The 17232-nt window shown below is 66.4% G+C and carries 29 protein-coding genes; 2 read left to right on the top strand and 27 right to left on the bottom strand.

The genetic code is table 11. The annotated features are described in order from the left end of the window. Positions 1-53: 53 nt before the first annotated feature. The 26 genes from ACT53M_RS10785 to ACT53M_RS10660 form a co-directional block, all read right to left on the bottom strand. Positions 54-1841 carry a hypothetical protein gene (locus ACT53M_RS10785; RefSeq protein ID WP_476233307.1) on the bottom strand — a complete coding sequence of 596 codons (1788 nt, stop codon included), beginning with the start codon at positions 1839-1841 and terminating at the stop codon, positions 54-56. After that, the gene (locus tag ACT53M_RS10780; RefSeq protein ID WP_476233306.1) at positions 1838-2431 is read right to left on the bottom strand and encodes a phage protein Gp27 family protein; all 594 of its coding nucleotides are present in this window, start codon (positions 2429-2431) and stop codon (positions 1838-1840) included. The genes ACT53M_RS10785 and ACT53M_RS10780 overlap by 4 nt, the downstream gene beginning before the upstream one ends. Positions 2432-2434: 3 nt before the next feature. Then, positions 2435-2731, bottom strand: coding sequence for a VpaChn25_0724 family phage protein (locus ACT53M_RS10775; protein WP_476233305.1), 297 nt, complete (start codon positions 2729-2731; stop codon positions 2435-2437). Further along, on the bottom strand, positions 2728-3054 hold the full coding sequence (locus ACT53M_RS10770; protein ID WP_476233304.1) for a DUF2730 family protein: 327 nt from the start codon (positions 3052-3054) through the stop codon (positions 2728-2730). Before ACT53M_RS10770 ends, ACT53M_RS10775 begins: the two co-directional genes overlap by 4 nt. Beyond that, entirely contained in the window at positions 3051-3269 is a 219-nt protein-coding gene (locus ACT53M_RS10765) for a TraR/DksA C4-type zinc finger protein (RefSeq protein ID WP_476233303.1), read from the bottom strand. Before ACT53M_RS10765 ends, ACT53M_RS10770 begins: the two co-directional genes overlap by 4 nt. A gap of 9 nt (positions 3270-3278) precedes the next feature. Continuing rightward, positions 3279-3458: a hypothetical protein gene (locus ACT53M_RS10760; RefSeq protein WP_476233302.1), complete on the bottom strand. Its 180-nt coding sequence runs from the start codon at positions 3456-3458 to the stop codon at positions 3279-3281. Between the two features lie 91 nt (positions 3459-3549). After that, a complete protein-coding gene (locus tag ACT53M_RS10755) occupies positions 3550-3894 on the bottom strand; it encodes a hypothetical protein (RefSeq protein ID WP_476233301.1) in 345 nt (114 codons plus the stop codon). Next, on the bottom strand, positions 3891-4157 hold the full coding sequence (locus ACT53M_RS10750; protein ID WP_476233300.1) for a hypothetical protein: 267 nt from the start codon (positions 4155-4157) through the stop codon (positions 3891-3893). The genes ACT53M_RS10755 and ACT53M_RS10750 overlap by 4 nt, the downstream gene beginning before the upstream one ends. After that, positions 4154-4771: a glycoside hydrolase family 19 protein gene (locus ACT53M_RS10745; protein WP_476233299.1), complete on the bottom strand. Its 618-nt coding sequence runs from the start codon at positions 4769-4771 to the stop codon at positions 4154-4156. The genes ACT53M_RS10750 and ACT53M_RS10745 overlap by 4 nt, the downstream gene beginning before the upstream one ends. 121 nt (positions 4772-4892) lie before the next feature. After that, positions 4893-5249, bottom strand: coding sequence for a hypothetical protein (locus tag ACT53M_RS10740; protein ID WP_476233298.1), 357 nt, complete (start codon positions 5247-5249; stop codon positions 4893-4895). Next, complete coding sequence (locus tag ACT53M_RS10735; RefSeq protein ID WP_476233297.1) at positions 5246-5515, bottom strand: hypothetical protein; 270 nt, start codon at positions 5513-5515, stop codon at positions 5246-5248. Before ACT53M_RS10735 ends, ACT53M_RS10740 begins: the two co-directional genes overlap by 4 nt. Continuing rightward, complete coding sequence (locus ACT53M_RS10730) at positions 5512-6180, bottom strand: DUF2786 domain-containing protein (RefSeq protein ID WP_476233296.1); 669 nt, start codon at positions 6178-6180, stop codon at positions 5512-5514. Before ACT53M_RS10730 ends, ACT53M_RS10735 begins: the two co-directional genes overlap by 4 nt. After that, positions 6177-6380, bottom strand: a complete 204-nt coding sequence (locus ACT53M_RS10725; RefSeq protein WP_476233295.1) for a hypothetical protein — start codon at positions 6378-6380, stop codon at positions 6177-6179. The genes ACT53M_RS10730 and ACT53M_RS10725 overlap by 4 nt, the downstream gene beginning before the upstream one ends. Further along, positions 6380-7132, bottom strand: coding sequence for a gp16 family protein (locus ACT53M_RS10720; protein ID WP_476233294.1), 753 nt, complete (start codon positions 7130-7132; stop codon positions 6380-6382). The genes ACT53M_RS10725 and ACT53M_RS10720 overlap by 1 nt, the downstream gene beginning before the upstream one ends. Then, the gene (locus ACT53M_RS10715; RefSeq protein ID WP_476233293.1) at positions 7129-7527 is read right to left on the bottom strand and encodes a hypothetical protein; all 399 of its coding nucleotides are present in this window, start codon (positions 7525-7527) and stop codon (positions 7129-7131) included. Before ACT53M_RS10715 ends, ACT53M_RS10720 begins: the two co-directional genes overlap by 4 nt. Further along, the gene (locus ACT53M_RS10710; RefSeq protein WP_476233292.1) at positions 7524-8495 is read right to left on the bottom strand and encodes an AAA family ATPase; all 972 of its coding nucleotides are present in this window, start codon (positions 8493-8495) and stop codon (positions 7524-7526) included. Before ACT53M_RS10710 ends, ACT53M_RS10715 begins: the two co-directional genes overlap by 4 nt. Positions 8496-8581: 86 nt before the next feature. Further along, entirely contained in the window at positions 8582-10558 is a 1977-nt protein-coding gene (locus ACT53M_RS10705) for a transposase domain-containing protein (RefSeq protein ID WP_476233290.1), read from the bottom strand. A 2-nt stretch (positions 10559-10560) separates the two neighbouring features. Next, on the bottom strand, positions 10561-11022 hold the full coding sequence (locus tag ACT53M_RS10700) for a hypothetical protein (RefSeq protein WP_476233288.1): 462 nt from the start codon (positions 11020-11022) through the stop codon (positions 10561-10563). Continuing rightward, positions 11022-11219: a hypothetical protein gene (locus ACT53M_RS10695; RefSeq protein WP_476233287.1), complete on the bottom strand. Its 198-nt coding sequence runs from the start codon at positions 11217-11219 to the stop codon at positions 11022-11024. Before ACT53M_RS10695 ends, ACT53M_RS10700 begins: the two co-directional genes overlap by 1 nt. Beyond that, positions 11216-11494, bottom strand: a complete 279-nt coding sequence (locus ACT53M_RS10690; protein ID WP_476233285.1) for a hypothetical protein — start codon at positions 11492-11494, stop codon at positions 11216-11218. Before ACT53M_RS10690 ends, ACT53M_RS10695 begins: the two co-directional genes overlap by 4 nt. Beyond that, positions 11491-11826 carry a hypothetical protein gene (locus ACT53M_RS10685; RefSeq protein WP_476233284.1) on the bottom strand — a complete coding sequence of 112 codons (336 nt, stop codon included), beginning with the start codon at positions 11824-11826 and terminating at the stop codon, positions 11491-11493. Before ACT53M_RS10685 ends, ACT53M_RS10690 begins: the two co-directional genes overlap by 4 nt. Beyond that, positions 11790-12236: a hypothetical protein gene (locus ACT53M_RS10680; RefSeq protein ID WP_476233283.1), complete on the bottom strand. Its 447-nt coding sequence runs from the start codon at positions 12234-12236 to the stop codon at positions 11790-11792. The genes ACT53M_RS10685 and ACT53M_RS10680 overlap by 37 nt, the downstream gene beginning before the upstream one ends. Next, a complete protein-coding gene (locus ACT53M_RS10675; RefSeq protein ID WP_476233282.1) occupies positions 12233-12751 on the bottom strand; it encodes a LexA family protein in 519 nt (172 codons plus the stop codon). Before ACT53M_RS10675 ends, ACT53M_RS10680 begins: the two co-directional genes overlap by 4 nt. Continuing rightward, a complete protein-coding gene (locus ACT53M_RS10670) occupies positions 12748-12870 on the bottom strand; it encodes a hypothetical protein (RefSeq protein ID WP_476233280.1) in 123 nt (40 codons plus the stop codon). The genes ACT53M_RS10675 and ACT53M_RS10670 overlap by 4 nt, the downstream gene beginning before the upstream one ends. After that, positions 12867-13805, bottom strand: coding sequence for a ParB/RepB/Spo0J family partition protein (locus ACT53M_RS10665; protein WP_476233279.1), 939 nt, complete (start codon positions 13803-13805; stop codon positions 12867-12869). Before ACT53M_RS10665 ends, ACT53M_RS10670 begins: the two co-directional genes overlap by 4 nt. A 5-nt stretch (positions 13806-13810) precedes the next feature. Then, positions 13811-14056, bottom strand: coding sequence for a helix-turn-helix domain-containing protein (locus tag ACT53M_RS10660; protein ID WP_476233278.1), 246 nt, complete (start codon positions 14054-14056; stop codon positions 13811-13813). A 74-nt stretch (positions 14057-14130) separates the two neighbouring features. On the opposite strand from ACT53M_RS10660, the gene ACT53M_RS10655 reads away from it, so the two are divergent. Both ACT53M_RS10655 and ACT53M_RS10650 read left to right on the top strand, forming a co-directional pair. Then, the gene (locus ACT53M_RS10655; protein ID WP_476233276.1) at positions 14131-14844 is read left to right on the top strand and encodes an XRE family transcriptional regulator; all 714 of its coding nucleotides are present in this window, start codon (positions 14131-14133) and stop codon (positions 14842-14844) included. A gap of 11 nt (positions 14845-14855) precedes the next feature. Next, positions 14856-15347 carry a hypothetical protein gene (locus tag ACT53M_RS10650; protein WP_476233274.1) on the top strand — a complete coding sequence of 164 codons (492 nt, stop codon included), beginning with the start codon at positions 14856-14858 and terminating at the stop codon, positions 15345-15347. Between the two features lie 811 nt (positions 15348-16158). On the opposite strand, the gene argF is transcribed toward ACT53M_RS10650, so the two are convergent. Continuing rightward, positions 16159-17076, bottom strand: coding sequence for an ornithine carbamoyltransferase (gene argF / locus ACT53M_RS10645; protein ID WP_476233834.1), 918 nt, complete (start codon positions 17074-17076; stop codon positions 16159-16161). Positions 17077-17232: the final 156 nt, after the last annotated feature.

The raw sequence follows: 17232 nt of genomic DNA, 5'->3' as shown, positions 1-17232 counted from the left end.
CCTCTGCTGGCGTTCTGCGGCCCAAATTCCGGGGAAGCCCGTTCGGCCGGCCATCACCATGTCCCGCCGCCTCGCAATCGGGCTCCCAGCGGCGATCGCCACCAACTGCCACCGGCCGTCGGCGCGTTCGGATCGGCGAAAGGGGAATCGCTCGTTTCGCCGTTCGGCGGCACGGCCTGGTAGCCATAAGCGACAGCCGCCTGGCGCGATGCATACCAAGCCAACATCCCGCCAATCGCCGTGTCGCCATGGCGGGGGAAGCCGTCGCTGCCCTTGAAGCGGAAATCGTCCGGCACCTTGATGATGCCGCCGACATATTGCAGCGCCTGGTGATCGAGCACGATGTCCGCATCGGCCGCGATCAGCACGGTCTTTTCGCCGAACGCATTCACATAGGGCACGGCATTCTGCCGGTACCATTCCTGGCTCAGCTTCACCTGGCTCACGCGGGCGCCGAAACCGGGTACGAAGCCGGTGGAGGAAGCGTAGCCGATCGCGCAGACCTCCGCGAGATAGGCGCCATTGCCGGTGGCATCGAACGCAGCGTGGCCCAGCCTCGGCAAACGCTGCAGGATATAAAACGCCACGTCGCGTTGCGTCTCGAACGGCACGTTGCGCAGCTCGACGACCAGCTTCTGCCGGCGGACCAGGTCTTGCCCCAGTTCGGTGATGATCGGCCCGGACGTGTCGCCCGATCGCGCGAAGTCCCAGCCCAGGTCGTGACGCCGGTCCTTGTCCAGGCGATCCAGTACCGGCTTGATCCGCTCGATCAGGAACCGGTCGGTCACCGCCTTGCGGGCCTCGGGCGACAGCTCGGCAAAATCGCTGCCCAGCGTCCAGCGGACAACGGGCACGTCGCGGCTGGCGACGGACTCGATCACCACCTGGCTGAGCGCCGATCCTTCGGCATCGGCCGGGATCGCATCCAGCTCTTGCGCCATCTGCGCCTTGCGCAGGCCGTAGGCGCCACGGATTTTCGCTTCCCACTCGGCCTCTGCCTCGGCCGAATAGGTCAGCCCGCGTAGAAGGCAGACGCGGCGATACAGCCCGTTCTTCACTGCCGCGTCGAACGGGATGAAGTGCAGGCTGAAGGGGACCTTGCCCGCCTTCGCCTCGTTGATCAGCTCGTTGAACGGATTGAGCTTGCCGTTGTGCGTGGAGATCACGCGGATACGGCCGCCCCAGATCAGCAGCGCGTTGACCGCGTCCAGTACCGCCCGGACGTTCGCATGGAAGGCCGCTTCGTCGATGACGACGACGCCCTGCAGGCCGCGTATATTCTCCGGCCGCGACGACAGCGCCTCGACCCGGAAGCCGGACGCGAAGCGCACGCGGTAGGCGGAAATCTGGCGCGAGCTGCCGTCTTCGAGCTGATCCTCGAACAGGAACTCTTCGATCTGACCGAGCTGGCCCGCGACCACCTTCGCGAAGTGGGCGACATAGCCGATGAACTCGCGGCCCTTGTCCTTCGTGTCGCCGATGTAAAAGACATTGTCGCCGCCGGCAGAGCGCGCTGCCGCCGCGATCAGCGTATCGTCCAGCGCCTCGGCATAGGTGATGCCGGTCCGCCGCCCTTTCTCCCCCAGTTTCAGCGGCGACTGGTCTTCCAGCCACGCCTTCTGGTGATCCATGAGGATGCCGTCGGCAAGCGGATCATGGTCGGCAGGAATCTCCGCACCGCGCGGCAGCTCGACCGGCAGCTCGGCCGGATTGCGGGCGAGGACGGGCGGTCCCTGGACGACTCCGGCCGCCAGCGCGACGCCGGCGGCAGCCGTGGAGACGACATTGGCGACGCGCTTCAGCAGCGACGGCGATTCCGGGGTGGCCCGGTCCGTGCTCATGTCCGCAGCCCCAACACGTCGCGCCGAATCTGCGCGATCGAATCTGCACTAAGGCCGGCCTCGCGCATCTGCTTCTCGGCCTTGCCGACTTCCTCCGCTGCGGCCTCCAGTTGGCTGTTGACCCGTTCCTCCAGCTCGCGCCGATGCACGGCCGAAGTCTTCTGCGCCGCCACGATCGAATTGAGCGACCGCGACAGTTCCAGGATTTCCTTCGACTTCAGTTCGCCCCCTTCGACCCGCTCATAGATGCTGGCCTTCAGGATTTCGGCGATCGCCACCGTCACGTCGTCCGCGTCGCCGGTCCCCAGGCTCGCGACCAGATCGTTGGTGACGGTGCGCAGCTCGTCTAGCCGGCGGAACTGGATCGACTTGCGGATCGACCAGCGGTTGAACGCCGACCGACTGACCGGATCGATTCCGCGCGATGCCAGGCGCGCGTTGAACTGGTCGAGGATCAGGTTCTGCGGCAGGCTACGCTGCCGCAGCGCCTCCAGTGCCCAGACGATGTCTTCCTCTGCCGCGTCCGGCAGCATGTCGAGTGTGGAGAGCCGCCCGCGACCCTCGCGCCGATCGGCGCCGGCGCTGGCCACGGCTCAATCCTCGTCCGAGGGGCGGGTAACCCCCTCAATGACGGCGCGGCGCTCGACATGGTCTCGGCCGAACTTGGTGAGCGCTGCCACCATCACGGTCCCGGCCTCGGTGATCCGCACCGCGCCCAGCTGTTCGAGCTGGCGCAGCTGGGTACGCACCCAGTCGCGGGTGCGGCGGATGCCGAACGTGTCGAGCACCCGCATCAGGCCCACTTCGTTCAGGCGGCCGTCGACCTGCGCCGACAGCTCCTTCAGCATGCACAGCCGCGCATCGGCGGCGAGTTCGTCGGCGTAACTCACGACTTCGCTCCCAACAGATGATCCTCGATTCGGCGCATGGTGCGGGTCACGCTGCTCAGCTCCGATTCGAGCGTCTTCAGTTTGCCGTTCACGTCGCTCAGCTGCAGGCGCAGACCGTTCACGTCTTCCTTGCTAGGCAGGTGCTTCAGCTCCGCCTCGATCGAGAGGATGCGACGGTCATGATCGTCCAGCGCCTGATCCTGCGCCTTCTGCTTCTCTGCCAGCTCTGCGCCGCCTTTGGTCATCCAGGCCCAGATCGTGTTGGCGATACCCAACAGTAGCGAGAGCGCGGTCAGCACCATGATCAACCATTCAAACTTCACCGCTTCCCCCCGCGCTCGACATCTCTCTGGCACCGAATGCACCGCGTCGCGGACGGCATTGCCGCACGCCGCGCAGGCTCGATCTCGTTGCCGCAATCCTGGCATTCCACCTCGCCCGGCCGGTCCAGCGCGGCGCGAATGCGGGCGATGCTGGCATCGGTCTGGCGCGCCAGACTGGCCTCGGCCGCCGCAACGATAACGTCGTCATCTTCCACGATCGGCGCTCAGGGCATCGCAACGCCACGGACGCGCGCCGACCAGTCACCGACGTAATCGACGGCCGACCGGCAGGCGTGCCACACGCCGCGTGCCTTGATGATGTAGTGGGCAGTCACCGTGTCCCGCGCGATCACCGTGTCCAGCAGCACGACCTGGCGCCCGTCGGGCAGCACGATCGGCGTCAACGGCGGCAGCGCAGGCGGGGCCGGAAACTGGTTCGGACAAGCCTCCAGCGGAGCGGGATCGGGGGTGACCGCTACCGCGCGGAGCGCCCGGTTACCGCAGCTCGTTAAACAGAGCGTCGAGAGGGCTAGCGCCATTATCGGCAGCCGCATCGGCTTTCTCCTGCAGGTTGGATTGGTCGGCGGCGAAATCGCGGTCGCGCCGGTCCTTGGCGGCGCCGGCAGCCCGATCGGCGGCAAGGACGTTGCCGAGGACGGCGACTGTCCCCGCCGCGCGATCGGTGGCGACCACCGCCTGATCATGCCGCGACAGCCAATGGACCCACGTCTGCCAGACAATGAGCGTAGCGATCGCCACGACCAGCGCCCATGCGATCGGCCGCGACCAGGCGTCGGGCACTTTCAGCCGCACCAGCAAGGCGGCAAGCGAACCGATCATGCCGCACCATCCCCCGGCGCTGCCGGATCGGGCGCCGCGCGGTGCTGCACGTCGCTGCGGTTGCGGGCATAAATCGAGGCGGTCGTCGCGCCCAGCATCGATGCCCAGGCACCGGCGAAGGCCATTTCCCGGAACGCGCCGGTCCGGACAAAGTCGGCGATGGACAGCCCGAGAAAGGTGATACCGCCCAGCAACGCCAGCACCCGGACGATGTCCAGATACTCGTTGCGGCCGCCATACAGCAGGTCTTTGAGCGCTTTCACAGCACCAGCCTCCGCATCGCGGCATAGCGGGCCTGCCGGTCATCCCAGCCGTTCGGAGCCTTGTCCGAACGGGGATTGCCACGGTTCACGCCGTTTGAGACCGCCAGCAGATCGTCATTGTCCGCCCATGCGTTCAGGCCGCACTCGTCCCAATAAGAACAGAATGCCAGCAGGCCGAGCGACCAAAATTCGAGCAGCTCGGGATGGCTCTCCAGGTCGATGCCCAGCCTGCGGCCGAAGTGGCGGTAATTGCCCCGGCCGGTCACGCCGCCGGGGCCGCGCCCCAGATAGCGATAGCCGTCCCCCTTCTGGTCGTTGCCGAGGTCGACGCGGCCCTCGTAACCGATCTGGGCCGGGGTCGGCCCCCAGATTTCGCGCTTGTAGCGGAAGCCGCCGCATTCGTGCGCGCACTGGGCCATGAAGTGCGCCAGACGCAGCCCCGAACCCAGGATGCCATAGGTTTTGAAGTGAACATTGGCGGCCAGCCCCAGTTCGGCGGCGGCATCCGGCGCGGCCCCGGCGCGCGCGAACAGCGCGGTCAGCGTGACACGCCCGATTGCCCCGTCCTGAGCCGTTCCCAGGCGTGCCTGTAGTTGCTGGACATTTAGCGTCACCGCTGCCTCCCGGATCGAAGATCGAAGGAGGTCAACGACCACTGCCGCGCCCCCGAACTGATGGCCGGACAGTGCGAAAATGGTGACGTTTGATACATGCCCGCCGAAGCGGGCAAGAGGATCAGAAGAGGGAGAGTTGGGCCGATCCCTTGACCGGCGGATCGTCCATCCGGGCGAACAATTTGTCGACGCCGGTTTCGGCCATGCCGAGTTTGCGCGCAATCTGGGCGTTCGTCAGCCCGTGCGCGCGATAATGCCGGGCGCGCTCGTTTCGCGCAAGCGGCACGCGGATCGTGTCCGGAGAATAGCGGCGCGACAGCAGCCTCGCGGCATCGAGACCTATCGCCTGCGCGATTTCATGGTCGGCGGAAATAGCACCGGGCACATACAAACGGGTGCCCCCGAACGCCTGCGCGAGCGCGACGAAGCCATCTTCGCCGAGCAACGCCTTCAGGCTGTACGAGAGCGCCTCGCTCATCCGCCGTTCCGCTCCAGCGGCGCGAGCGCATGAAATCGCGCACCGGGCGACATGCGGGCATCCGACAGAACAGTCGTGACGGTACCCCGCCGCACGATGAACATGCTGCCGTCCGAGTGAATGGCGTAGTCCGAAACGCCCAGCGCCTGGGCGGCGCGATGGGATCGCTCGAACGCCGCTTCAAGGTCGCTGCGTAGCCCCTCGATGTCGACGCCGACATCCCGCTCCAGATACCGGAGCAGCGCGTGATCGGATACCCGGATCATTTCCCCTCCAGCTCCAGCGGTCGCGCGCCGGCACCAACGCCGCTGTGCAGTTCGGCCTGGCGGCCGTTGGACACGCCGTTCCAATAGTCATTGGCGGTGCGCGACGCGGCGGTGGCGCGCGGTGTGAAGTCGACCAGGCCGGGATGGTGCTGCGCCAGATACTGCCCGACCAGCGGGTCGGGCTCGGGCTTGGGCGCCAGCGCCGCGATCTTGCTATATACGGCCGTCGCCCAACCTTCGCAGAAACGGTCGGCGCGAGCCCGTTTGCGGCCGGGCTTGCAGCGACGCAGCGCGGTGGTGATGTATTCGGCCCGTGCCTTGCGGAGCTGGCGGAACAGCACCGCAAACGCATAGCTGGCCACTTCGGGCGCTGGCCCCCGCCCAACATACCGTCGGTCGAGGTTCGCATCGATGAACACCTCAACCGCGAAGGCACGGCGCACCGCCGCACAGAGATAGGTTTCCCAGCGACTGGGGCGCAGGTTTCGCGAACCGCGTGCGGCAGCTTCCTCGATCTCGGCCAGCGCCACGTCGGCCGTCGTGATGCCATGTTCCTCCATGATCTTGCGCGCCATGTTCAGCGCCGCTGCCGCCTCGTGCTCATTGGCGCTCGCGCTGAGTGCCAGGCACTTGCGCAGCCGGTCCATCACGTTCTTCGGGATCATGGCCGCACCGCCCATGCGGGAAGCGCCGGTACCGGAGCGGGAACGCGCTCGATCGGCGCCAGCGGCAATGCAGTGGCGCACGTCGCGCATTCGGCCGATCGCCGCCCGACCAGCCAATGGCTGCCGCCGCAACCGGGGCAATGGTCTCCCGACCGGTACAGCGGCTGATAGCCGCGCAACTGGGGCAGGTGATGATACATTAGCGACCTCCCTTGGTCTGGCGCAGCACGCGGCCGAACTCGCGCGCGACGATGTCCAGCTCGCTCGCGGTGGCGAACAGCAGCTCGATTTTCATGCCGGCAAATTCGCGGGCCGCGCGGTTCGCATCCCACACCCTCGGACACGCGCCGCAGTCCCAGAGCTTGTCCATGAGGGTGGCGACCAGGCGTCGCTTCAGCACGATCACGCGCGCCTCGGGCTTCACGCCATCGAGCGCCTGGTCCCAGCCGTGGCGCTCGGCCATCGCCTTCAGCGCCTCGATCAGGCGATAGGCCAGCGCCTGGTTCGCCCATTGCAGGCGAGCGCAGCCGAGCTGGCGCCGTGCGAAGGCCTCCAGCGCACGTTCGGACGGATCGTCGATCGCGCCCAGTGCGTGGAGTGACAGCCATAGCGCCCGTGCCTTTCCGGCCGTCTTGTGGTCGGCCGGTTTCGGCTTGGTGCGGCCGGCCGGCTGCGCCGGTTTCCACCCGCGCGCCTTGAACCGCTCGATCAGCTTGATCAGGTCGCCCTCGCTACACCTGGACGAACTGGCGACACCGGCGACATCGAGCAGGATCGCGCGATAGTCATCGTCGCTCAGCGCCAGGTCTTTCTTCGCGATATGCACCATCGCGATCATGCGGCGCTTCGCCGGGCTGGCGGGATCGGCAGCGGTGGCGGTCGCCTTGCGGCCGGGCATGGGGCCTGTGCTGGCGGCGCGGCCGGCGCCGAACAGGCGTGCAGCCGCCTTCACAACCGGCTTCCCATGAAATGCGCCAGCACCTTGTCGGTCAACGCCAGGAAAGCCGGATCGCGCTCGCGCATCTGTTCCGCGCGGCCGACGCCGTGCAGGATCGACGAATGATCGCGCCCGCCGAATGCAGCCTGAAGCTGCCCGACCGACTTGCCGGCCCAGCGAACGGCGACCCACAGTGCGGCATGGCGCGCCCGAAGGGCACCGAAGGCCTTGCTGGGGCCGACGATCACCTGGGCATAGACACCCGTCTGGTCGACGATCGCCGCGATCGTCGGCATCGGATAGACGACGACTGCTTCCGGCTCGGAAATGGCAGCGCGAATCTGCGCTGCCGTCGCTTCGTCCAGTTCGCCTTCGAGCACGACGAAGCGGATTTTCGCGGGCGCCGTCATGCGGCCCTCCGGCGTGCGTCGATGGTCCGGTTGGCAATGGCGTTGCGGATATGCTCGACACCCAGAACCGTCTCGGTTGAGATCGCCGCCATATTGGCGGACTCCAGCACCTGGCGCACTTCGCGCAGCCCGCCATGAGCTGGCGACAGGCCGATATCGAGCAGCGGGCGGATCATCGCCGGATCGTCGATGCCGTTGGCGTCGAGGAAGGCCTGAATATCCTCTTCCAGTGGCAAGTCCTGGATATGGAAGTGCGCGATGCGGCTGTTGAGCCGGGCATAAGCATGGCGCCGGAAGCCGCCGCGGATTCGCTCCACCAGTTCCTCGTTGCCGGCGAAGAAAACGCCCAGCCCGGTGCTGTCGTGCCAGCCGCGCACCGTTTCCATGGCGTCCAGATCGAGATGATTGGCTTCGTCCAGAATCAGCAGGGTGCGGCGCTGGCGTACGAATGCCTCCACCTGTGCAGATCGCTGCGCGACCCAGCCGGTCGGGCTGGCGAGCCCCATCGCACGCATCACCCGCGCGATCATGGCGCTGGGGGTACGGTCCGTCTTGTTCAGCTCCACGTAGAACACCGTGTCGCCCATGGACGCCTTGTAGTGGAGCGCCGTCATGCTCTTGCCGGTGCCCGGCCCCATCGCAGCGGCGGTGATCCGGCCGCCATGCGCCCACTCCATCAGGAACTGCAGGCGCTCGGCCGTCTTCGTCTCGATGAAGGGCACGCGGTCGAGCGCGATCGCGGCGCGCGACTGCTGGCTCTCCACCATCTGCTTGAAGGCATAGATCGTCTTGGCGACGTTATCGCGGTTGCCCTGGAAACTGGGCGACTGCCACGACGATACCGAACCGGTGGGGCGGTTCATCCGCTTCGCGAGCGTGGGCCAGCTGAGCCCGTTGTCTTCGCGATAGCACTTCAACCAGCTCAGCATTTCGTCAAAGTCGAGCTTGATATTGGCAGGGTCGTTCATGGTAGTTCCGTCCTCGGTGTAAGTGGGGCATCCGCCCCCGGTACCGGCCGCTTGCGAGGGTCCAGCTCGCGCGCGGCCAAACTCGGCTACTGCACGGCGCGCAGGCGGCGGTGCCCCGCGACCAGCTGGTCCAGCGCGGCGCCCCGAGCGGCCTCTGAGACGCCGCTGGGAACCGCCTGAGCGGTTGTTTTGAGGGCTGCGGCGGTCTGGCCACGCGAACGCACGGGACGGATCGCACCCGGCGCCGGCAGCGTCTCCGCGACGGATTGCGATGCCAGCAGCGCTTCGACCCGATTGGCGTCGAGCAGTTGCAGCGCTTCGGCCTGGTCCTTGACCGCACGGCGGTAATTTTTCTCCAGCCGCGCGCGCTCCTTCGCCGCTGCAACGTCCAGGAAGCCGGTCGCCTCGATCACCGGTGCCGAACACAGATAGCGGCCGGCGCGATCATAGACGTGCAGCGGCGCATGCAGATCGTCCGGGTCAAACCGAACGGTCACCTTATCGCCGGCGATCGCGCCCAGCGCTTCGGTCCAATAGCGGTTCCCGAACAGGTTGATCGCACCCGACTTGCGATCGGTCGGCCGATCGTCGGCGGTCAGCAGCGCAAGGCGCTTCTGTTCCTCGGTGGCCTTGCGGACCGGGGAAACGGCATAACTGTCCGCGAACACGTCATCGAAACTGCGTCCCGCGTCCCGCGCCATTTCGGTGCGACGACCAGGCCGCGCGTTATGCGCCGCGAACCCGGCCTCCACGACCTCCACGAACCGCTCGAACGGGATTGCGCGGGAGCCGTAATTCTCCGGCTTCGCATCGGGCCGGTTGCCCGTGTACGCCCCCTCGAACGCCGGATGCTTGGCGATCGCGTCGCAGAAGTCGCGGAACATGCGCTCGATCGGCTTGGACTGGCCCCGGTACGGCGTCGCCCAATGGATCTGGACGCCCAGCTGGGTCAGGATGCCCAGCGGCTCCTCGTCCCTGATCTTGAACCGGAAGCGCGAGGTCGCGCCGCCCGTGATCCACTTGCTGGCAAAGGCGCGGCCATTGTCGAGCAGGATGCCATCGGGAATGCCATAGCGATCGAACAGGTGCGCCAGCGAAAGCCGCGTCTCGATGGCGCTTTCGGTCCGCCCGATCGACCATGCGAGGAACTTGCGGCTGAACACGTCCTGGATCGCGACCATCATCGGCCGGGCGATCGTGCCGTCGGGGAACTGCACGAACACGTCCCAGCGATGGCCGTCGATATTCACCAGCTCCATGGCACGCAGGCCCGCGACGCTGCGCTTCTGCGCAGGAAGCGTACGGCGCAGTGCCTCGTCACCTTCACGGCGGGCGATCACCACGCGCGGGTCGATCTCACGGTCGAATTTGCGGCGCAGGGTGCGCTCGATCGGCAGGTCGATACCGCGCGGGCGGCAATAGTCGGTCAACACCCGCTGATAGCAGCTCGAAAAGCTGGGCTTGGACGGGCGCAGATAGTCGGAAATCAGCAGCTGCCAGGCGTCCTCGTCGACGTCGGTTTCCTTGCCGCCGCCGCCACGGCGCCGCGCCAGGTGCGGCAGTCGATCCGCCGCCGGCACACCGGCGACCAGCGCACGCCACTGCCACAGCGTCGATGGCGCCTTGCCTTCGCGCTTGCCGATCGCGGCGATCGCGGCGGTTTCAGTCAGCCCAGCCTGTTCCAGCAGCGCGACCGCGTCCAGGATGCGCAGCCGCTCGGCCGCTTCGGTGCGGATCGAATCGGTCTGGCCCTCGAACCAGCGCCACAGCGCTGCCGATGCCGTCTCCGGCTCCGGGCTGGTCCGCGCGACCGCCGCGACGCCCATGCTGGCAAGCGCAGTCCGGGCCGACACCGGCAGCACCGACACATGATATTCCAGCCCGCCGCCGCGTGCCCCGACGCGCGGCCGTGCCAGCGGCTTGCCGTTCTCGTCCTCGCGCAGCGCCCAGCATTCATCGGCGGCGCGCTCGTTGACCTTGCGCTTGGCGCGCGGCAACCCGGGCAGCGCCAGCTCTGCCAACTCGGCTGCGGTGAACCACTCTTTCCCCCCGTGCAATTTCACGTTCATTTCCTCCCGGTGGGAATGACAGGCGCCGCCTCCGCGATCGCGCGGCGCCGACGTTTCAGTGCTTCCATCTGTCGATCGATCTGACCGAGTTCGGCGGTCAGGATTTCTTCCCCGACCAGCAGGGCCGCGCCGATCCGGCGCGTCAGCCGATCGAGCAGATCGTGCCGCTCGGTCACGGCGGTCAGCGCCAGCAGGCGCGCGAAAGAGATCGCATGCTCCTGCTTCGCTTCCGACGCATAGGCGTCGAGCATCGCCTTGGAGATTTCATCATCCAGCAGTTCGGACACCGCGCCGGCGATGAGGAAACGCGAGCGCGAATCCTCCTTCAGCATCGTCGCGACGGTCGCCGCGATCTCGCGATCGATGCCGGCCAGCGCTGCCGGTGCGGCGGCCGGCTTCGGCACGTCGAACGTGAAGGCGAACTGGCCCGGCGGCACCGAGGGACGACGCTTGCCCATCAGTTGCGCACCTCCGCCGCAACAGCGAGGGTTTCGCGTACGATGGCTGCGACCCAGAGCTTGCCGTCGTCATTAAGCTCGGCGAACTCGCACGACGCGAACACACTGATGACGGCAGGGCTATCGGTCACCGTCTCAGCCAAGCCGAGCATTTCGCTCAGTGGCGTTGCACGGATGTTGGACGCTGATCTCATCATCGTTCAGAGACCTTCCACCCCGACGGCGTGTCGCGGCCGGCCTCCTCGGCCGCGACTTGGGGGAGCTGGACGTCGCCGGCGGTGCGACCCGAGGCGGCGACAGAGGCGTCCTGGGGGAACGGTTGCGCGGCGCCGATCTGCGCCACGGTGCGATGATCAATGAACGGATAGGTGCCATCCCGCGCGCGAGCCGGCCGATCGCCATTGAGGAATGCGATCAGACGCTCGACGCGCGCTGGCGTCAGCTCGGCCGGCGCCGGGCGCAAATTGCTCATTCGGCGCTGCCCTCGTCATGCTCGCCCAGCAGCGCACAGGTGCGCGCATAGGCTGCGGTGGCGGACCGTTCGGCGCGCCGGCTTGCCGCCAGGCGATCCAGAAATTCAGCGTCGGGAGGCGTGCTGGCAGTGGGCACGCGGCCGCGCAGCGCATCGATGCGCCGCTGGCGCTCGCGGATACGCTCCAGCGACAGCCGCGTCCGCGCGTCATCCATCGACACGCGGTCCCGGACCGCCCGCTCGAACACGAGCCGGCAGTGCCGCAGCCGATCGGCCTCGGATACCGGGCGGGCCATCACCACGCCGCCGCCATCGGCAACTGGTGGCGGCACCCGACATCGCCGCGCACGCCGCACCGCGCGCATGGCTCCCGCGACAGAGCGGCGCGCCGCGCGCCAAGGTCGACGACCAGCCCGCTAGGCTCGCCATCTTCGAACCGGCGCCCGCCCAGCGCCCGGACATACGCATCGGACGCGGCTGCAGCGGCCTTTTCCCAGTCATCGGGATAGTAATCGTGGCAGCCGACGCGCTCGGCCGGGGCGGGCCTGTCGATCGGCCCGCGTCCGTTCTGCCAGGCGTGGATCGCGCGCCGCAGCCGCTCCAGCGTCGACTGCTTCGGCGAAGCAGCATAGCGCATGCTGGTGATCGTGGTCGCCGGGAAGCCGGTGACACGGCAGAACTCGTTCAGCGTCGCCTTTTCGCGGGCGAGCATCGTGTCGAGGTGCGAGACGAGCGCGCTCACCGCCGCGTCTCCGCTTCGTCCTTCGCCTGGCCGAAGGCTTCCTGGTACCGGAGCGCATGCGCCGGGTCTTGGGTCGCGCAGGCGACGCGGTGCGCCGCCAGCAGCCGCTCCTGGGTCGCCGGGCTGATCGCTACCCAATGGTCATAGCAGAATGCATGCCCCATCCGGACGGGCGTATCGCAGCCGACGGCCGCGCACGGGGTAACCCCGCGCCTGCGCGAGCTTTGCGCAGGCCGGGTGAACGCGCCGGGGACGACGCCCCGCCGCGCCAGCTCCGCGCGCAGCAGCTCGGTATCGACCGTGCGCAGATCGACCCCGTCGACCAGCTCGATACCGCGATTGCGGTTGCGCGACCGGCGCACCTTGCCGGCGCTCTCCAGTCGCGCGACCAGCCCATGGGCGACCGCTTTGGTCGTGCCCAGGCGGTCGGCGATCTCCTGATAGGTCGGTGCAAAGCCGGCCCGCGTGATGCGCTCGCGCACGAAGTCGAGCACGTTGACCTGCATCGGTGTCATAGCGTCAGCCCCCAGATGAAAAGTCCCCACGGGATCACGTTCGCGGCGACCAGCGCGGTCGCGAACAGCCAGTCGGCGGCGCTCAGCTGGCGCCACGGAATGCGCGGCAGCCGGGTCATGCGCGGCCCTCCACGTCGCGCCGCATCGGCGCCAGCAGCTGCTGGGCTTCGGCCGGTAGCAGCGAATGAAAATCGGGCGACTGCAGCAGTCCCAGCCGCTCGCGCGCATCCATCCGCGACAGCGTCCCGATGATCGTCGCAAACCGCTTTGCACGCGGATCGCCAACCGGACGGTTGGTGCCACGCACCAACTGGATCGCATCGGCAACGGACTTGGCGGCGTTGCCGTAGCCCTGATCGATCATCCGGCTGGCGACGCGGCCCTGTTCATCGCGATCCAGCTTGGCGAGCAGGCGCAGCTGAGCGGCGTTGCGGAGGATCGGGTGCCGGTGCTCGCGGAACAGGTCTATCACGGACGGTGCCAGGCCTCGGAACAGCGCCAGATCGTTGCGGATCGTACGGTCCGTGAAGCCGAGTTCAGCGCCGATCTCCCGGGACCAGCCATAGACGTTGGAAATCGTTTCCAACGTCCGTGCGGCTTCCGCCTTCACCGCGCGCGGCACCGACTGCTCGCGATGCTCGACGTCCTTTATCCCGGCTTGGCTGCGCTTGAGCAGCACCAGTTCGGCGATGAAGGCTGCGCGATCGATGGGATCGAGGTCGCGACGCCACAGATTTTCGGTGACCTCGCGCATGCGCCGATGGGCGATTGAGCCCGAAACCTCGCGGGCTTCGATGAACTCCATCCCAGCATGCTCGGCGCCGGCCAGACGGTGACCGCCAGCCACCAGCAGCCAACCGGCCTGACCGCGCTCGCGGCAGATTTCGATGGGGGTCTGCTGGCCTTCGCGGACCATGATCTGCCCGAGCGCCTTTGCCCAGACCGGATCGATCGGACGCAGACGCTCGCCACGGCGAACGTCGGCAACCGGGACAAGGATAATTTCGCCGGCAACGACCGGCAGCGCGATGTCATTCGCTGGTGCAGTGGCCATGTCTATCAGGCCCCCGCATTTAGACGGTGCGAGCGGGGACGCTTTTCGCTACCGTCCAACTTCATGGACTCGGCTTCATCCTGGAGAACCTCTTCGATCGCTTCGCGCACGCGGCGGCTCGTCCGCCCGCGAAACAGGTCGCTTACGCCCGTCTTCGGCAGGCCCTTGGCTTCAATGAAGGCGGCGACGGTTCGATACCGCTTCCTCAACACCGCCTTCACGTCCTCCGGATGGGTCCGGTCCAACATCATGGGTCAGCCTTCCAACTTTTTGTCCCTATTTTTTGGACCATGCCCAATTTATTTGGATCATTCAACCCATTTTGTTGGACTTTCTGATGATTGAGGGAGCGCCGCAGCGGTTACGCGAGGAGCGGGAGCGGCTGGGCTTGTCGCAGCGGGATGCTGCGGCCCTCGGTTCGGTCAGCAAAAACACGCAGTTGGCATACGAAAGCGGGGCTTCGCCTATCACGCTCAACTACCTGGCCTTGATCGAGGCAAAGGGGTTCGACGTCAGCTACATCGCGATCGGAGTGCCGACGATTGATGGCGCTAGTCGCCAGCTCCAAGACGAAATGAGGGCGTCGTTAGCTCGCTCTATCGCTCCCTCGGCGCCGGAGAGCGCGGCGGACCTTGACCTGGTGAAGGTCCACGAGATTGACCTCGCTTATGGTCTGGGCGGCACCTTCTCGGACGGACCTGTAGAAACGCAGGTGCTTCATTTCCCACGCACTTGGCTGGAGACGATAACCCGCACACCGCCTTCCCAACTCACCTTTGCTCGCGGTCGCGGAGACTCGATGATGCCGACGCTCATGGACGGCGACATCGTGCTGATTGATCGGTCGCAGCGCACCGTTCGCGAGCAGGATGCGATCTGGGCTTTCACCGTAGGTGACATCGCCATGATCAAGCGGTTGCGGGTCCGTAGCGAAACGGTGCATATTCTGTCAGATAATGAACGTGTCCCGCCCGATGAAGCGCATCCCGACGAAGTCAATGTTGTCGGCCGCGTAGTGTTCATCGGCCGGCGTTTATAAGGGCGAGAAGGATGCGAGCCAATTTCGCTATAGCGATCGTTGCGTTGCTTTCCCCTTCCACGGGCAATGCTCAGGCGGGAGGGGCGACGATTTGGAAGAATATAACCGCCGGCATGACTTATGCCGAGGTCCAAGCGCTCTACCCAGCCAATGGCGGCAAGGTCCGCTATAAGGGTGGCTGGATTTCGATCGACGGCGTTGCCGAACTGGGAAAGTGCCAGCCTAGGGTCACGGTTTACTTTACCAAGGAAGGGCGTGCCCGATCGGTTTGGCTGTCCTCTCGGCCCAGCGGCGGTTTCCCTGCTACGACATGTGTGGAGGAAGCGCAGGCGGCTCTGATCGCGAAATATGGTGATCCGACCTTGGCTGACCGCACCCCGCTTACGGCCTTAACGGGTCCGTCTTATACTTGGCGCCTCAGCTCCATTACCATTCGGTTCGATCGAGAGGGCGGAGATCGATGGACGATCATCTACGAGCCGACCGCCAAGGCGGACATATAACTGGTTACTTCCTGGCTCCCCAGAGGTTAACCCCATGATCAACGCGGCTGGGCGGCGCCAATCGGCAGATTAAGGTGCGGCGACGGCTTCGACCGCCGACGGTCGGCGATGTAGAGGCGTTTGTGGTGGCGCTCCTAGTTGCAGCGTCGACGGCATCAACGCTGATTGCTGTCGCCCGGATGATCTGGAGGCTCTGAAAGGGTCCCACTTTCAAATCCGCGCAGACTTCGGCCGCTCCCCTGTCAGCGGCGGAAATCCGGGATTTTCGATCGAATTGGGCGCCTGCCAGGAAGTGGGACCGCCTCGGGTCCCACTTCCTCCATCGAGCAACGTGTTGGCTGAACGGCATGAGCGTCCCAGATGCGCCTGAGATGACGCTTTTCCGCGCCTTAGAGCCTTCTGAGAGCCTTCCGCCTAATCTGCATCCGACTCCGGGCTGTCTTGTCATAGCCCTGCCAATTTGCCGCGTTCGTTTTGACAGAGCCCATGTCGAGCAAAACCGGTCGTGCGACGTCGAAATCCGCGTTTTTCCGTCGTTTGTTCGTCTAGTCTCGTTTGATCCCGGTTATTCCCGCCGACTCCGAGACCAAGTGTCAACTCTCACCCCCCCCCTGGCCCCTCCCGCAAGCGGGAGGGGGATATGGCGCGCGAGCGGCGCCGGTCGGAATGTCATCCTCCCCCGCCAGGAGGAGGTGTCAGGCGCAGCCTGACGGAGGGGGCGGCAGCACGACGGCTGGAGCGTTTCTGGCATCCTCCCCCTCCGTCGCCTTCGGCGCCACCTCCCCCTCGCGGGGGAGGATTATTTCCGCATTCAAATCTGGCCGAAGCACCAGCGCAGGACGGATTTCTGGGCGTGGAGGCGGTTTTCCGCTTCCGGCCAGATCAGCGATTGCGGGCCGTCGATCACCGCGTCGGTCACTTCCTCGCCGCGATGCGCAGGCAGGCAGTGGAGGAACTTCGCGTCGGGCTTGGCCGCCGCCATCAGCGCCTCGTCGACCTGGAACGGCATCATCGCCTTGAGCTTGGTTTCGGCATGGGCCTGGCCCATCGAAATCCAGGTGTCGGTGACGACGATGTCGGCGCCTTCCACCGCTTCGCGCGCAGTGCCGACCACGCGGGCGCGGCCCTTGCCCCGTGCCAGATCGGCGTCGCTCGGCTGATAGCCCTGCGGGCAGGCGGCCACGACATCGAACTGCATCAGCCCGCCGGCTTCCATTATCGAGGCCAGCACATTGTTGCCGTCGCCCAGCCACGCCACCTTCAGGCCCGGCAGCGCCTTGCCATTCTCCAGGATGGTCAGCAGGTCGGCCATGATCTGGCAGGGGTGCGAGGCGTCGGTGAGGCCGTTGATGACCGGCACTGATGCGTATTTCGCCATGTCGATCACCTTCTGATGATCGTCGGTGCGGATCATGATCGCGTCGACATAGCCCGAGAGCACGCGCGCAGTATCCGCAATGCTCTCGCCGCGGCCGAGCTGCATCGAGCCGGCGTCCATCACGATGCTGGTGCCGCCCAATTGGCGGATCGCCATGTCGAAGGAAACACGGGTGCGGGTGGAGTTCTTCTCGAAGATCATCGCCAGCACGTGCCCGGCGAGCGGGGCGTCGGCGTCCGCCTTGCCCTTGGGCCAGCCGGCGCGGGCAGCCTTGCGGGCCATCGCGTCGTTCAGCATCGCCGCGATGGCATCAGGTCCGGCATCGGTGAGATCGATAAAGTGGCGGGTCATACGGTCCTCGTCGGGCAGCATGCTGAAAGAAAGCGAGACCTTCGCATGTCCCCCTCACCCTTCCCACCGCCTTTGGCGGCGGGCCCCTTCCCTCTCCCACAAGGGGAGAGGGAGTTTCGATCCCCGCTCCCTCTCCCCTTGTGGGAGAGGGAGGGA

The organism is Sphingomonas sp. DMC6, from assembly GCF_056314225.1.
The sequence above is the reverse complement of the archived record's forward strand: the minus strand, read 5'-3'. Positions and strand labels throughout refer to the sequence as shown.

Coding starts and splice junctions, on each gene's coding strand:
- ACT53M_RS10785 (WP_476233307.1), bottom strand. CDS start 1,841: ATGAGCACGGACCGGGCCACCCCGGAATCGCCGTCGCTGCTGAAGCGC.
- ACT53M_RS10755 (WP_476233301.1), bottom strand. CDS start 3,894: ATGATCGGTTCGCTTGCCGCCTTGCTGGTGCGGCTGAAAGTGCCCGAC.
- ACT53M_RS10740 (WP_476233298.1), bottom strand. CDS start 5,249: ATGAGCGAGGCGCTCTCGTACAGCCTGAAGGCGTTGCTCGGCGAAGAT.
- ACT53M_RS10735 (WP_476233297.1), bottom strand. CDS start 5,515: ATGATCCGGGTATCCGATCACGCGCTGCTCCGGTATCTGGAGCGGGAT.
- ACT53M_RS10730 (WP_476233296.1), bottom strand. CDS start 6,180: ATGATCCCGAAGAACGTGATGGACCGGCTGCGCAAGTGCCTGGCACTC.
- ACT53M_RS10725 (WP_476233295.1), bottom strand. CDS start 6,380: ATGTATCATCACCTGCCCCAGTTGCGCGGCTATCAGCCGCTGTACCGG.
- ACT53M_RS10715 (WP_476233293.1), bottom strand. CDS start 7,527: ATGACGGCGCCCGCGAAAATCCGCTTCGTCGTGCTCGAAGGCGAACTG.
- ACT53M_RS10710 (WP_476233292.1), bottom strand. CDS start 8,495: ATGAACGACCCTGCCAATATCAAGCTCGACTTTGACGAAATGCTGAGC.
- ACT53M_RS10700 (WP_476233288.1), bottom strand. CDS start 11,022: ATGGGCAAGCGTCGTCCCTCGGTGCCGCCGGGCCAGTTCGCCTTCACG.
- ACT53M_RS10695 (WP_476233287.1), bottom strand. CDS start 11,219: ATGATGAGATCAGCGTCCAACATCCGTGCAACGCCACTGAGCGAAATG.
- ACT53M_RS10690 (WP_476233285.1), bottom strand. CDS start 11,494: ATGAGCAATTTGCGCCCGGCGCCGGCCGAGCTGACGCCAGCGCGCGTC.
- ACT53M_RS10675 (WP_476233282.1), bottom strand. CDS start 12,751: ATGACACCGATGCAGGTCAACGTGCTCGACTTCGTGCGCGAGCGCATC.
- ACT53M_RS10670 (WP_476233280.1), bottom strand. CDS start 12,870: ATGACCCGGCTGCCGCGCATTCCGTGGCGCCAGCTGAGCGCCGCCGAC.
- ACT53M_RS10665 (WP_476233279.1), bottom strand. CDS start 13,805: ATGGCCACTGCACCAGCGAATGACATCGCGCTGCCGGTCGTTGCCGGC.
- ACT53M_RS10660 (WP_476233278.1), bottom strand. CDS start 14,056: ATGATGTTGGACCGGACCCATCCGGAGGACGTGAAGGCGGTGTTGAGG.
- ACT53M_RS10650 (WP_476233274.1), top strand. CDS start 14,856: ATGCGAGCCAATTTCGCTATAGCGATCGTTGCGTTGCTTTCCCCTTCC.
- argF (WP_476233834.1), bottom strand. CDS start 17,076: ATGACCCGCCACTTTATCGATCTCACCGATGCCGGACCTGATGCCATC.